The organism is Arthrobacter sp. BG3 (assembly GCF_056680185.1).
Map to the genome: position 1 here is coordinate 276,201 of NZ_CM155270.1, position 14,180 is coordinate 290,380.

Consider the following 14,180-nt stretch of genomic DNA (forward strand, 5'->3'; position numbering starts at 1 on the left):
GCGGCGGAACCACCGAAGCGCAGGATTCCTGCCCGGGAGGAACCGAAACTGGGGCCTGCTCAAAGGCGTCATTGATGCGATGCTCCTGGCTGACTTGGACGTTCCGCGGAAGCAACGCCATACCGCTCAACAGGTGGAATTCACGCCACGTTGCGAGGCGCGAACATGATCACGGCCACCCCGAGCAGGCAAATCACCGAGCCGGTGATGTCCCACCGGTCGGGCCGGAAGCCATCGAAGATCATGCCCCAGGCCAAGGATCCCGCCACGAACACGCCCCCCGTAGGCGGCAAGGATGCGGCCGAAGTGGGCGTCGGGCTGCAGGGTCGCGACAAAGCCGTAGATCCCCAGAGCGACTACCCCGAGCCCGGCCCACCACCATTCCTTGCCCTCTCGGACCGCCTGCCACACGAGCCACGCCCCACCAATTTCTGCGGCGGCCGCCAGTACAAACAGCAGGATCGTTTTTGCAATTGTCACGCATTCATCATGTCAGTGCGTGGTGCCCTATTCGTGGCGGACTTCTCCGGCGGCGAAGTTACCTGTGATTGGGGACTTCCTCGACACCTGACCTGGAGCCGAAGGCGTTTCAGTTCCCAGGAACCGGACCACTCGGAGGGGACGCTCCCCCGCTGCAAGAATCCGCGGCGTGCCGGGTAACCTGGCTGGCCCGCTAGTTGTCCCACAAGTCCAGCGACAATGACCAGTCACGGATGCAACTTTTGGGACCGGGACGCCCCTTTGCCTCCCGGTTCGAGTGGATTCCCTTTTGCGTTTCCGGTTTAGGAGTTGACGTTGGGCGGCGTTTCTCCGGCCCGTAGTTTCTCGCCGTGGGCGATGACCGCGTAGATGATCAGCACGTCGATGATGATCACGATAACGGACCACCACGCCTGCATCGGGATGAGCATAAGTTGAACGAGCGCGCTGAGGCCGGCAACGACGACAGCGACGATTCGGGCCCACGTTGCGCCGGAGATGAGCGCGAGGGAGGTGATGATCAAGAACACTCCGAGGGCCACCTTCCACCAGCCCCACCCCGGCTGCTGGCGGAGCATCGCGTAGCTGTGCCCGACGGAGCCGGGGCAACCCGAAAGGGCAAGCAGCGGATGGATTGTGGGAGGAAATATGCGCGGCGCCGACCCAAGGCATCCGGTGCGCAGCCGTCCGCAGGACGGTTGCAGCGGTGGAGCGGGCACGTATGATCCAACGGACGGCAGCAAAAAAGGAAAAGAAAAACGCTTGTGCTGCCCGAGCGCAGCGAGGCCCGAGACCATTCTCCGGGGCTGCCCAAGGGAAGATAGGAATCTGACTGGTCCGAATTGGGGTTGGCTGTGACAGGTTCGGATACGGTGTCCGGCGGTCGTTTCGAAGCCGGGTGGGCGTGAGGTGCCTGACTCGGGGACGGGGATTCGCCAGGCGGCAGGATTCTTCCCACCTGGGCGGCGCGCTTGAAGTCAGGTCGTGGGGGCGGTCCAGCATAGCCGGGTGCCGTGGCCGGGTGGGCTGTCGATGCTGAAGGTTCCGCCCAGGGATGCTGCGCGCTGTTCCATGTTGGCCAGGCCGCTGATTCGTTCAGGGACTTCGAAGCCGCAGCCGTCGTCGGTGATGAGCAGCTCCACGTTGTCCTGGTTGGCTGTGAGGCTGATGCTGATGTTTTTCGCTCCGGAGTGTCTGATGGCGTTGCTGAGTCCCTCTGAGAGGACACGCAGCAGGTGTGATGCCAGCTCCTCGGGGACCGTATCGTCCAGGGGCCCGGTCAGCTGGACTGTTGGAGTGAAGCCGAGATCGCGTGCCCCGGCCTGGACAGCGCGCAGGGCACGGTCGGTGAGCAGCCCCGCACCGTCTTGGCCGTCCTGGAGAGAGTAGATCGTGGCCCGGAGTTCACGGATCGTTGCATCGAGCTCGGAGGTGGCTACGGCGATGCGTTCATGGGCGACCGCGTTCTCGGTGTAGCGGCGCAGGCTCTGGATGCTCAGACCGGCGGCGAAGAGGCGCTGGATCACCAGATCGTGGAGGTCTTTGGCGATTCTGTCCCGGTCGGCGAAGAGCAGGTGTTCTTCCCGGAGCTGGTTGGCCCGGACCAGGTCAAGCGCCATGCCGATCCGGGATCCGAACAGGGCACTGGTTTCCAGATCAGACCGCGGGTAGCGGTCGGCGCCCGCCGGCCGGCCCAGAATGAGCAGGCCGTTATTGGTCCCGGTGTGGCCCAGGGCGGCAATAAGGACCGGGCCCAGCTTCCCGGCCGACTCAGGCCCGAAGAGTTGTCCGGGGTCCGGGAAGACCGCTGATTCCCCTGTCTCCAGTACGCCCGTGATGGCCCCGGAGGCCGGGATCTCGAATCCGGCCGGCAGCGATTGCTCCCCGAGGGACGCCCGGCACCGGAGGACGCCGTCCGGATCGGGAACCGCAATGACTGACAACGTGGAGCCCGAAACCATCCCGGCACGTTCGGCAACCAGATCGAGGTACTCTGCCGCGTCCGGATGTGCCGTGGTGATCAGTTTGCCGCTGATTTCCATGCCGGCCTCCAGCCACACCTGGCGGCGGCGGCTGTCCTCGAACATTCCGGCGTTCTCGATGGCGATGCCGGCGGCCGCAGCCAAGGCCACGGCGAGTTCTTCGTCCTCCTCGGTGAAGTCTTCCCCGTCCTTCTTTTCGGTCAGGTACAAGTTCCCGAAGACCGTGTCACGGACCCGGACGGGGACGCCGAGAAAAGTCTTCATGGGCGGATGGTTGAGCGGGAACCCGGCCGCGGCGGGGTGCCCGCCCAGATCGTGCAGCCGCAACGGCTGCGGATCCCGGATCAGATGCCCGAGAACCCCCATTCCCGGGGGAGGCGCACCGATCATCCGGATGCCGTCCTCGTCGATGCCGACGGTGATGAATTGGCTCAGCGCCTGGTCCCCGCCAATGATGCCCAGGGCCCCGTATCGGGCCCCGGTCAGTTCGCACGCCGACCTCACCAGCCGGTCCAGGACGGCCTCCAGGCTCAGATCCTCGGTGAGGGACACCACCGCAGAAAGCAGACCCCTCAGCCGTTCCTGGGTATGGAGCAGCTCATCGGCCCGCCCCACGGACTCCCGCAGCAGATCCCCGACCCGGCGCTTCATCGGGTCACGCCACTTCAACGGGCATCCCTTCGGCAGAGAGGGGACCCGGGGCCCCGACAAGCCGTCGGGGGTTTGGTGCTCCGCACAGGCCGGCGACATGGTCCAGCTCAGTTGCGCATGCGTTCTTCACAGTCTGCAGGGCCAAGAGTGAGGAACCGGCCGGCAGGTCCTGGCCGGGCTGGCTTCGGGCCCCGCCGCGGGGACGGGGCGCATTTACGGACAGGCCGTCCGGCCGGCTACGAGAGGCTCCGGGCCAAGAGCCTGTCTGGTCCGTGATAGGCATGGCAGCTCCACCATAGAGTTCCATGGCCGCTTCCTGACCGTCTGCTGACTATACGCCCCGTGCCCTGGACTCCTGTTCAGGAAAGTAACACCAACTAATGCTCCGCAAAGGGTCCCCTCCTGTGTTTTGGCTCGCCATCTGGCTTTCCCTGGGAACGGGTCTGTACTCGCTAGCTCGAACCGATCACCTCCACTGTTTACCGCAGATCATCTCTGCCTACTGGAAGATCGATCGCGGTAACGGCATGGATATTCGATTCGCCGCCTCCCACGGTGGAGGTGGCATAGATTTCTTTGTTTGAAGCCCCAGTATGGGCGAAGTCTCTGGAAATTCCGTTCACTCTTGAACGTTACGGACGCCGTGAATGGAGTTTTGAAATGAGCCTCGCGGGCATCAAGGAGCAGGAGGGCATACTCCGCGCCCGTCCGGTGGTGGATTTCACTTCACGGAAGAAGATGGAGCTTGCTCGCGGGGCATGGCAGCCGTCTCAAATCGCCCTGACGGCACGTCGTCTCCATGAAGAGGCCCAGCAGTAGACCGCGTTCGCGGCACTGAATTCAATGTTCGACACTCTGAGACTCAGCCGCTCAGTAAAGCCTGCCCCGATTGCCTACAACCCCTGACCAGCGCGGCTCAGTTGGCCAGTGAGCGCACTACTCGTGCAGGCGAGCCCACAACAACGGACTTTTCTTTTCTTGAAGAGACCAAACATGTGCGCTCCTTAGCGATCGAGGATTTCTTGAAGCACCAACCATGAAGCCCACAGGGCGGGACTGGCAGGGATTACCAGAGCAGGTCGAGGTTGAGCACGTCTATTCCGTGTCTGCCGGCCAGCCATGTCTCCATCACTTCGCCGAGCTCTGACTCATGGCCGGCGAGTCCAAGTCGTTTCGCATCCGACGTCGATGGGATGTGATCGTGTCCATCCTGGGGTGCGCCATGCGAGCAGTTCGAGCACATCAACCTGATCCCGGACCAATCGTCGAGTCCGAGCCCCCGCGGTCCCAGTAGGTCCGACAGCACCTGAACATCGTCTGCGGTCGCACCGATTACCTGGGCCTGCCATGTCGGCAGGCCGGATTCTTCGAGACGTCCCAGCTCATCGAAGACCGACACCTCCTGTCCGTCGAGCTGTCGGGTCCCTTTGGGTTCGCCGTCGTGCAGGACCGTGTCCCTGAACCGGTGGCCGGACTCCGGCAGCGGAACGCTCGCGATGACCGCATGGGCCGGGCTCCGGCGCCAGCACCAGACCACCTCCGTGTTCCCGGCCGAAAACAGCACCTGATGAGGGAGGCTGTGCTGGTCGGGGTTGAGCCTGACCGGAGCCATCCCGCAGTCTACGTCGATCGGCCCGATCTCGGCCCGAAACGTCTCCAGTCCGTAGGCGACCCATGCGTGCCGGGCGGCGGACCAGTCACCCAGAGCTGTTGACGCAATGCCCAAGTTCCAGGCTGCCGGGTTCGCTCCATGGAACTCTTCAGCATCCTTCGGAGTGAAGAGTTCCAGCGCCCGAGCGTTGCGCTCCAGGCTTTCCGGCCAGTTGCCAAGGGCCTTGGACAGGAGGCCGGCTTGAAACCAGCTGTAATAGCACTTCGGAGTCAGATCCAGCAGCTCGGAGGCCAGCATCGCCGCCTGGCCGGCGTCTCCGGCCTCATCCGCAGCCTTCCAGCCTGACCACACGTCGTGAGGTGTCCGCTTCTTCCTAAACCCCGCCCAAGTTCGTCCCATCATCCAAACAATAGGCAGCCCTCACGGCCTTGCCTCAACGCCACGCGCAGCACGAAACCGCGCTGTCGCTTTTCGAACTCAGCTGCACCCATTCGTCAAAGTCGTCTGCACGGCGGCCGTGCCCACTAGGGGAACCGCAGCCGGACGCAATGCCGAATGACCTCCGTAGTGCAAGAATCGCGGTGTGGATGAGGATGAGCGGCGGATCAGGGACCACTTGATGGTCATCGATGCCCTTGTGCGGGCGATAGATCGGCGTGACGAGGTCTTTCAGGTGATTGAGGATTCAGAGGACGCGGACGAAGCAATCCGTCGGGTAGGTCAGCTGTTGGGTGTGGACGAATTTGGCAGCCGGGTAGTCCTCGACCTGCAGTTTAGAAGACTCACGCGAGACCAGCGTCAGGCCCTCGCTTCCGAGGCAGAAGAACTCAGATCAAAGTTGCCGGATGGCCGCTGAGGACTTCGTGCTCTCCGTCGATTACTGGTTCTGCCAGCGCCAAGCTACTAAAAAGCGGCTGGTCACCGTCGAGCCCGCGCACTTTCACGACTCGGGGCTCGCAATCCCTTTCCCTGTGGGGCCTGCCGTCAGAAGCGCTTCCTGCAGTTGCCTGCTTGGGTCTTCGCGTCGATTCTCTGTCCCTATCCTCTGCCCGTAAGCCGGTCCCCCACCGGCGAAAGCGCGCCCCAAAAGTTTCCAGATCACGATCGCCGCTTTTCTGCGGCCGGTCGATTCCCGTAAGACCCGCCCGCAAAAATGCCCGGTGACGGAGGGCTATACGGTACACACAACGCGATGGCAGGACTCCTCATCTGATATGCCCTCGTATCCACGAACGACCGCCGCGATCGCACAGGCGATCGGAAAGATCCGGTGTGGGTCGTCGACACGCTTCTCGACCAGCATGCGTTGACTGCGGCGGAGCCAGAGATCGTCGGGATCTGATTGAGGGCAGGGTGGCGTGGCCAGCTCCCACGGTCAAAAGAGCGAGGACAGCGATGCAGGATAGCCAGAAGCCGGATGCGCGATACCGGGAAAAATGATAGCTCCGGTGGCGGGCTCACTGGTGGGAAGGCCATCGCAGCAGGGCCCACCGGTTCCTGCAACTCGCCCCGAGGCTGGGCCGCCTGCTGACTGGCCAGGCTCAGCGAGCTCATGATCAGCTTCGGATCAGTGGCCTTGTCATGCCGTTCCCCCCGCAGTCCTGCATGAAGAGGTATTAGAGCGGAAGTTCCGGACCGCCGCAACCCAGGTCAATCTAAAGAATATTCAGCAAGTCATGTTGTACGCGGCCCTGGCCGCCATGAAGTGGTGAACGCGAAAACCCAACGGAAGGACGAAAGAGGATGAACCCCCACCAGAGACCCCGCAAGGAGGCAACCGGCCGGCCGTAGGCAGCCGCTCCCCCACACAACCGAATAGGCCGTTTCCGGGAACCCACACACCCGGAACACCAGATCAGAGGCGAGAGTGTGCACGATGTGCACACGAAAAAGGCACCAAAAAGCCCCTGACCTGCGGAAACACTGTGCCCGAGGTGGGACTCGAACCGGGTTCCAGCCCTTGAATTTCCGCCGCTCCCGCGAAAACATCCGCAATCCGGCCCAGTCCGGCGCCAGTACGACCCGATCCGAAGCCCAGGGTGTGCACATTGTGCACACCTGCTTCTGTCCACTTTGATCCGACAACCAGCAGCGGGCCGCAGCCCAGCCGGCATGGAGAAGCCTGTCTGCTCCGCGCCGATATTCCGCCCTGTGTCACCCCGCCTACACGAGTTTTGGCCGGGGCTTGGCTTGGTCCGAGCACCAGCATCCTGGCAAGCGGAAGACGGGGAATCAACGAGCGCCATGGTGTTGCACCTCCTTTCGTACATCTCATGGCGGAAAGAGTAGAACCGCGCATGACGACTACCCTTTGCACGGGAGCACGGGCTGACCCATCGGTTTCCCAAAGCGACGGAAGGTCCAGTATCGGCGTTGCGGCATCAGTCAAAAGAGGCTGATGTGGAGTGGCGAATAGTGAGGTCCCAGGGGGCAAGGTTGTCTTTCTTGCTGCTCGACGACGTGCGCGGGCCGTCCGCGCCGCACGGCGGCGCTACAGCGCACGGTGGTACTGACTCGGCCAGTATTCCTTCGGCTGGCCGCCGACCAGCCGAAGCGCATAGTAGGGATCGCGCAGCATGGCCCTTCCGACGAACACGGCATCGACGCTGGATGACTCGAAGACCTTCCTCAGGAGTTCAGGGTCCGCAGGCGGACCCTGCCACGAAGGGTGGGGTCGAGGCGTCCGTGGAACTCGCCAAAGCCGACATCGTGCCCAAAAACACCAACCTCCGAGAAATGTCGGCAACCGATGCGCGCAAGAAGCAAGTTGACCCAATCGATCGAGCGATCGCAGGTCTGCCGTTTCTTGAAAGTCTGTCTTCATGGCATGCACAGGGGAATCGTCGTTGCAGCGTATGAAGCAGTGGGCAAAGGGCGCATAGTAGGACGATGACGTTCTTACGACTGGGGAGGCTTCAGAAGCAGCGGGGCGTCCCGGGAACATATCGACCGAGCGCTCCTGGGCTGTGGGCGACAGATGTTCTTTTCAGTCAACTTGGAGACCGGAGCGCTATCGATTTCAGGGCCGACGGGACGCAATACCGTCTCGCCCGAAGAACTGCGGCTCGGGCTCTCCCGCAACGTGCCGCCAGGCATCCGGTTCGATGCTCGAACGAGAACCCTGACTTCCCCGCCCGCCCAAACATCAGCCCCGGTTATCCCACGAGTCACCCTGCGCCAGACTTGCGCTCCACGGCTCACCCTGAGTTCTCGGCTTCTACCTAGTCCCCACCACGCGCACCCTACTCGAGCCCTCAGCCGCCTGCCTTTGAAGGCGCACTGACATTGAATACCAATGCAGAGGAAAGTAGCCAACCATGGAACCATCAGTAAAAGAAGTTGCCGAACAGTCTGCGCCATATCTATTTGACTTGCTTCGCAATTCCCGCATATGGGTAAGACGACGCATAACACGAGTAGAGTTCAAGAATCCCGAAACTGTTCATATAAAGGTCAGCCTGGACCTCGACCTAAATGCGGCCTGGGTCCTCGAGGACCATGAGGGATGCCGGAAATACCTTTCTCAAATAAGTTCCCAGCATTTATCCTGGATACCCGTTCCCCTCCTTCTTCAACAGCCAAGGCTCGCCTCATTCCATGTGACCGACTTCCAAAATCGGCACCTGAGCCTACTAAGTACAAACGACTCCGGGTTTTTCAAAGAGGCAGTCCAGGATTACGTAAGGAAATTACGTTCCTTCCCATTTTGCCCTCCAAGCCTTGTAGACGCTTGTAATGAAGTTGAGCGGGTGCTGGAAAGCAGACTGGCGATTCTTCAAGCCCCGCTCGATTATTTACACCGCCACGTCATAAGCTATTCGTACTGGGGGCCATTAGGGATCGAGGAAGGACAAGGTGGATCTGTATGGAAATTTAGACGTGAACCAGGAACAGATGCGGGCTACCCTGATTTGATTAGATTTCATTTACTGCACGCACAATCCGCAGAGAGTTACCACTTTGAAGTGGAGGCTCCCCCCGGTACCGTCATATATGATCGGCGATTGGACAAAAATGTCCCCATGGCAATCCAGTGGGCCGCTCGAGGAGGATACGCCGAATCAGTCGGGACTCTGCCGGGCACCGATCCAGTGGAGCGTTGGCCATCTCGGGATCACGCAACGCTGTTTTTAGGGAATTCTGCGGATGATAATGCCCCTAGACTTTCAGAAGTGTGGATCAATTTATGGATGGGCATTGAACGCAAAAGCGTTTGGCGCCCTCTTCTAATTTCTTTATTATTAAGCGTTGTTTTAACGGCATCTCTATATATGTCGTGGGCGACATGGCAAGTATTTGGATCAAGCGATCAAGACAAATTCGTTTCGAGTCTAAATGGCCATTATCCTATAGTACAAGGCCTTGCGGCTGGCGTCTTAGCTATCGGGAGTACCTACTTCAGTTATTATTCCGTACCAGGCGATCACCCCGTTAGCAACAGGCTTTATTTGGGGATCCGAAGGCCGATCACATGGGCAGCGATTCTCGGAATTATTGGTTTTGTTCTTACTTTGCTTTCCTTGGATGAAACAACCCAGCATTTTGCCACGTACGGACTAGGGGTCGTGCTTGTCCTGTCATTGATCGTGAATGTCATTTTTGTCATTATCTCAATACGAGGTGGTAGTACGAGATCTCTCGAGCAAATTTCGAAGGTTCACGTAAGCGGGGATTATGCGTCTCTTGCTATTGCGTCTAGGAAGGTAGGATGAAGAAATCGAAATTTGCTTAGTTATGATCTATGATGCATGTGAACCGAGGAGCACCCGCTGGCCGGACCCCGGGCGAAACTGACCGCCCGTGCCGTGAACTGGGCAACCGATGCACTCCAGCATTTCGACACCTCGGTCTCGGCCCTGGCCCACCAGCTCGGCGTCTCCTGGCACACCGTCTGGCACGGGATCAGGGCAGAGGCCGCGCGCCGGATCGGCGCCACAGGCCGGCTGAAGGGGGTGGATGCGCTCGGCGTCGACGAACATGTCTGGGCCCACACCGGCCCGCCGGGCACCGGCATGGTCACCGGGATTGTGGATCACACCCGCGACACGAACGGCACGGTTCACGCCCGGCTGCTGGACCTCGTCCCGGGACGCTCCGGAAAGGCCTACGCCGACTGGCTCAAAGACCGCGGCCCCGGGTTCACCGCCGGAATCAAGACCGCCGCGCTGGATCCGTTCCGCGGCTACGCCAAAGCGATCCGCGACGAACTGCCCGAAGCCATCACCGTTCTGGATGCCTTCCACGTCGTGAAGCTCGGTTCGTCCATGGTCGATGAGGTCCGCCGCCGCGTCCAGCAAGACACTCTCGGACACCGGGGCCGCAAGGGAGATCCGCTCTACGGAATCCGCCGGACCCTGCAGATCGGCGCCGAACACCTCACCGAGAAACAGGCTTCCCGGCTGGACCCGAAGCTCACCGCCGGGGACCCGGACCACGAAGTCACCCTCGCCTGGCAGTGCTACCAGAAGCTGCGCAACATCTACCACACCCGCCCGGAGCGGGGCAGAGAACTCGTCAACGAAGTCATTGCTTCATTCCCGACCTGCCCCATCCCGGAAGTCGCCCGCCTCGGCCGGACACTCAAACAATGGAAGTCCGCGATCATCGTCTACTTCGACACGAACGGCGCCTCGAACGGCCCCACCGAAGCGATCAACGGCGTCATCGAAACCACACGCCGAATCGCCAGAGGCTTCCGCAACTTCACCAACTACCGGCTCAGATGCCTACTCGCCGCCGGCGGCCACCGCCCCTACCGGGCGAAACCAACCAACCATGCCTAAATACTAAGGGCGCATTTTGTCCACTTCAGGCCCCCGACTGCCTCTCAGTCCGCTCACACCATGGTCAGATCTGGTGGCAGCCTGCGGCCTGTAACGCCGAATGCTGCAGAACCGACTTCTGGTCTACGGTTCTGACCCTGGCATAACCGATGCTTCCCATGCCGCCTGTCCTCACACTCATCCAAGGCTAGAAAGCAGGAAGGACAGGGGTTCGGTCAGCCGGTGGCAGGCTTCTGGGGCGAACCTGGGTCGAGCTGAGTCCGACGCCCGTGAAAATTGCCCGCGTCTATCGTGCATTACGGACAGCCGACGCCGCGCTCCTGGCGGCAGGACTCGTCGGGGTCCTCGTCTGGTGGCCGGATCACATTGGCAGCGTTTTGCTCCTGACGGCAATATGGCGTTTTGGCGCAGTGGAGTACGTCAACTATTTTCTGGTTCGGCTCGCCTACCCCGTTCTCCGCTGGTTTACCGCAGTCCGTGGAAGGCGCCTCCCACAGCTCGCTCGGGACCTGAGGGCGGCCGAACAGTGACCAGCTTTGGTGCCTCAGTCTGAGAGCCCTGCTACAAAGGATCCGAGGTACCTTCGCGGGCACCCGTGGGAACTCATCAGCCGGATGCGGCGATGACGGGAAAATGATGGCTGCGGCGGCGGGCTAGCTGGTGGGAAGGCCATGGCAGCAAAGCCCACCAGTTCCTTCACCTCACCCTCGAAGCCGGCCACGCATACCGACTGGCCACGCTCAGCAGGCACATGATCTGCTCCGATCAGTGGCCATGTCATGCCGTTCCCCCGGCAGTCCTGCATGAACAGGTATCAGAGCGGAAAATCCGGACCAGCCGCAAACCCAGGTCCATCTAAAGAATAATCAGCAAATCATGTTGTGCGCGGCCCTGGCCACCATGAAGTGGTGAACGCGAAACCCCAAGGGAAGGACGAACGAGGATGAACACCCAGAAGAGATCACACAGGGCGGTACCCGGTCCGCCGTAGGCAGCCGCTCCCCCACACAACCGAATAGGCCGTTCCGGGACCCCACACACCCGGAACATCAGATCAGAGGCGAGAGTGTGCACAATGTGCACACGAATAAGCACCAAAAGAGCCCCTGACCTGCGGAAACACTGTGCCCGAGGTGGGACTCGAACCCACACACCTTTCGATACCGCATTTTGAGTGCGGCGCGTCTGCCATTCCGCCACTCGGGCGCGGAGTACACCGGTAGCATAATCCGCCACCCACAGTGCTGTGAGCAACGCGATCGCTTCCAGTGCGCGAAATTACTCTACATGCAGATAGGCTGAATTCCAGAATCGCGCCAGTGACGCCGCATCGAACCCAACCCGGTCCCAGTACAACAGCGGTGACAACCTAAGATGGTCTAGTTCCCGCCGTACCTTTCCAAGGAGTTCCCGTGTCAGAACAGACGGAGTCAAACCCCACGTCCAAGCCGGCGCGCCGCGTGGTCGTGGCCGAGGATGAGACCCTCATCCGGCTCGACATCATCGAGATCCTGCGCGGCGAAGGCTACGACGTCGTCGGCGAAGCGGACAACGGCGAGAAGGCCGTGCAGCTCGCCGAAGAACTGAAGCCGGACCTCGTCCTGATGGACGTCAAGATGCCCGTCATGGACGGCATCACCGCCGCCGAGAAGATCGTCAAGGCCCGGATCGCCCCCGTGGTCCTGCTGACCGCGTTCAGCCAGAAGGAACTCGTCGAGCGCGCCCGCGACGCCGGCGCCATGGCCTACGTGGTCAAGCCCTTCACCCCGGCGGACCTGATCCCGGCCCTGGAGATCGCGCTGTCCCGCCATGAGGAAATCAAGGCGCTCGAGAGCGAAGTGACGGACCTGCAGGAGCAGTTCGCCACCCGCAAGCTCGTGGAGCGCGCCAAGAGCCTGCTGACCACGAAGATGGGCCTCACCGAGCCGGAGGCGTTCCGCTGGATCCAGAAGACCTCCATGGACCGCCGCCTGAGCATGCGCGAAGTGGCCGAGACGATCATCAACCAGGTCAACTGACCGGGCCCCGGCAGCCCGGCAACACAGCAACACGGAGCAACACAGCAACACAGACCAAAAGGGAGGGTCCCCGCCAGCTGGCGGGGACCCTCCCTTTTGGTTTCAAGCTGCGGGACTAGACTTTGCCGTTCCGCTTCTTCTTCTCCGGCCAGGGGCCGAGCTTGTCCTTGGTGACCTCGGTTTCGCCGTGGCTGCCGGCGTCGGCCAGGTCGCCCACGCGGTGGACCTTCAGCATGTTCGTGGAACCGGCTTTTCCGGGAGGCGAACCGGCGGCGATAACCACCATGTCGCCGTCCTCGACGAGGTCCATGTTCAGCAGGCTGCGGTCAACCTGGGCGGTCATCTCGTCGGTGTGGCCCACCATCGGGACCAGGACCGGCTGGATGCCCCAGGTCAGTGCGAGCTGGTTCCAGACATGCTCGACCGGGGTGAAGGCGAAGACCGGCCGGATCGGACGCAGCCGCGACAGGCGCCGTGCGGAGTCGCCGGACTGGGTGAAGGCACAAATGTACTTGGCGTCCAGCTGGTCGGCGATTTCGACGGCGGCACGGGTGATGGCGCCGCCGCGGGTCTTGGGCTTGGTGCCCAGCGGGGGGACGCGCTCCAGGCCGTGGACCTCGGTGGATTCGATGATCCGGGCCATGGTCTTGACGGTTTCGATCGGGAACTTGCCCACGCTGGTCTCGCCGGAGAGCATAACCGCATCGGCGCCGTCGAGCACGGCGTTGGCACAGTCGGAGGCCTCGGCGCGGGTCGGACGCGGGTTGTCGATCATGGACTCGAGCACCTGGGTTGCCACAATGACCGGCTTGGCCCAGCGGCGTGCCAGTTCGACGGCGCGCTTCTGCACGATCGGCACTTCCTCGAGGGGAAGTTCCACGCCGAGGTCGCCACGGGCCACCATGATGGCGTCGAACGCGTCGATGATCTCGGGCAGCTGCTCAACGGCCTGCGGCTTCTCGATCTTGGCGATCACCGGCACGCGGCGGCCTTCTTCGTCCATGATCTCGTGGACGCGCTTGATGTCCGAGGCGTCGCGAACGAAGGACAAGGCGACCATGTCCACGCCGCGGCGCATGGCCCAGCGCAGATCGTCCTCGTCCTTTTCGCTCAGCGCGGGAACGTTGACGGCAACGCCGGGCAGGTTGATGCCCTTGTTGTTCGAGACCCACCCTCCGACGATGACCTGGGCGACGACCTTGACCGCGTCGACGTCGATCGCGCGGAGCGCGACCTTGCCGTCATCGATCAGCAGGGCGTCGCCGGGGTTGACGTCCTCGGTGAGGCTCTTGAGCGTCGTGGAGCAGATGTCCTTGGTGCCCGGGACGTCCTCGGTGGTGATGGTGAACGTGTCGCCAACAGCCAGCAGGTGCGGTCCGTCGACGAACCGGCCAAGGCGGATCTTCGGCCCCTGGAGGTCGGCCATGATGGCAACGGCCTTGTGCAGCTGACCGGCTGCCTTGCGGACGTTCTCGTACGTGGTGTCGTGGACGGCGTAGTCGCCGTGGCTCATGTTCATGCGGGCCACGTCGACGCCGGCTTCCAGCACGGCGAGAGTGTTCTCAAAACTCGCGATTGCCGGTCCGAACGTGGCCACTATTTTAGCGCGTCTCATATACCTACCCTAGTAGTCGATTGTATGGATGAAGTTGTC

The 14,180-nt window shown here is 61.8% G+C and carries 9 protein-coding genes, 1 tRNA gene and 2 pseudogenes; 6 read left to right on the forward strand and 6 right to left on the reverse strand.

What is annotated here, in order from left to right:
- Positions 1–140: 140 nt before the first annotated feature.
- From AC1MFL_RS01265 to AC1MFL_RS01275, 3 genes and pseudogenes are all read right to left on the reverse strand, one after another.
- Positions 141–480: pseudogene (locus AC1MFL_RS01265) on the reverse strand (YnfA family protein).
- Between the two features lie 302 nt (positions 481–782).
- Entirely contained in the window at positions 783–1,058 is a 276-nt protein-coding gene (locus AC1MFL_RS01270) for a DUF7144 family membrane protein (protein ID WP_479812816.1), read from the reverse strand.
- A 399-nt stretch (positions 1,059–1,457) separates the two neighbouring features.
- Complete coding sequence (locus AC1MFL_RS01275; RefSeq protein ID WP_479815613.1) at positions 1,458–3,113, reverse strand: GAF domain-containing sensor histidine kinase; 1,656 nt, start codon at positions 3,111–3,113, stop codon at positions 1,458–1,460.
- Between the two features lie 576 nt (positions 3,114–3,689).
- Here AC1MFL_RS01275 and AC1MFL_RS01280 point away from each other — a divergent pair.
- Positions 3,690–3,932 carry a hypothetical protein gene (locus tag AC1MFL_RS01280; protein WP_479812818.1) on the forward strand — a complete coding sequence of 81 codons (243 nt, stop codon included), beginning with the start codon at positions 3,690–3,692 and terminating at the stop codon, positions 3,930–3,932.
- 247 nt (positions 3,933–4,179) lie between these two features.
- Here AC1MFL_RS01280 and AC1MFL_RS01285 read toward each other — a convergent pair whose 3' ends face one another.
- Positions 4,180–5,022 (reverse strand): tetratricopeptide repeat protein, encoded by an 843-nt coding sequence (locus AC1MFL_RS01285; RefSeq protein WP_479812820.1) that lies wholly within the window; start codon positions 5,020–5,022, stop codon positions 4,180–4,182.
- Positions 5,023–5,308: 286 nt separating this feature from the next.
- On the opposite strand from AC1MFL_RS01285, the gene AC1MFL_RS01290 reads away from it, so the two are divergent.
- From AC1MFL_RS01290 to AC1MFL_RS01305, 4 genes and pseudogenes are all read left to right on the forward strand, one after another.
- The gene (locus AC1MFL_RS01290; protein WP_479812822.1) at positions 5,309–5,581 is read left to right on the forward strand and encodes a DNA gyrase subunit A; all 273 of its coding nucleotides are present in this window, start codon (positions 5,309–5,311) and stop codon (positions 5,579–5,581) included.
- 1,829 nt (positions 5,582–7,410) lie between these two features.
- Positions 7,411–7,584, forward strand: a complete 174-nt coding sequence (locus tag AC1MFL_RS01295; RefSeq protein ID WP_479812824.1) for a hypothetical protein — start codon at positions 7,411–7,413, stop codon at positions 7,582–7,584.
- A 458-nt stretch (positions 7,585–8,042) separates the two neighbouring features.
- Complete coding sequence (locus AC1MFL_RS01300) at positions 8,043–9,437, forward strand: hypothetical protein (RefSeq protein WP_479812826.1); 1,395 nt, start codon at positions 8,043–8,045, stop codon at positions 9,435–9,437.
- A 54-nt stretch (positions 9,438–9,491) separates the two neighbouring features.
- A pseudogene (locus AC1MFL_RS01305) lies at positions 9,492–10,508 on the forward strand (ISL3 family transposase); the annotation flags it as partial.
- A 1,125-nt stretch (positions 10,509–11,633) separates the two neighbouring features.
- Here AC1MFL_RS01305 and AC1MFL_RS01310 read toward each other — a convergent pair.
- Positions 11,634–11,714 (reverse strand) — tRNA-Leu (locus AC1MFL_RS01310).
- A gap of 206 nt (positions 11,715–11,920) precedes the next feature.
- Between AC1MFL_RS01310 and AC1MFL_RS01315 the strand changes: the two genes are divergently transcribed.
- Positions 11,921–12,526 (forward strand): ANTAR domain-containing response regulator, encoded by a 606-nt coding sequence (locus tag AC1MFL_RS01315; protein WP_301226264.1) that lies wholly within the window; start codon positions 11,921–11,923, stop codon positions 12,524–12,526.
- Positions 12,527–12,641: 115 nt separating this feature from the next.
- On the opposite strand, the gene pyk is transcribed toward AC1MFL_RS01315, so the two are convergent.
- On the reverse strand, positions 12,642–14,141 hold the full coding sequence (gene pyk, locus AC1MFL_RS01320; RefSeq protein WP_479812828.1) for a pyruvate kinase: 1,500 nt from the start codon (positions 14,139–14,141) through the stop codon (positions 12,642–12,644).
- Positions 14,142–14,180: the final 39 nt, after the last annotated feature.

What these genes read in the sequence shown, in the direction of transcription:
- AC1MFL_RS01270 (WP_479812816.1), bottom strand. Translation starts at nt 1,058, where the DNA reads ATGCTCCGCCAGCAGCCGGGGTGGGGCTGGTGGAAGGTGGCCCTCGGA.
- AC1MFL_RS01275 (WP_479815613.1), bottom strand. Translation starts at nt 3,113, where the DNA reads ATGAAGCGCCGGGTCGGGGATCTGCTGCGGGAGTCCGTGGGGCGGGCC.
- AC1MFL_RS01285 (WP_479812820.1), bottom strand. Translation starts at nt 5,022, where the DNA reads ATGCTGGCCTCCGAGCTGCTGGATCTGACTCCGAAGTGCTATTACAGC.
- AC1MFL_RS01300 (WP_479812826.1), top strand. Translation starts at nt 8,043, where the DNA reads ATGGAACCATCAGTAAAAGAAGTTGCCGAACAGTCTGCGCCATATCTA.
- pyk (WP_479812828.1), bottom strand. Translation starts at nt 14,141, where the DNA reads ATGAGACGCGCTAAAATAGTGGCCACGTTCGGACCGGCAATCGCGAGT.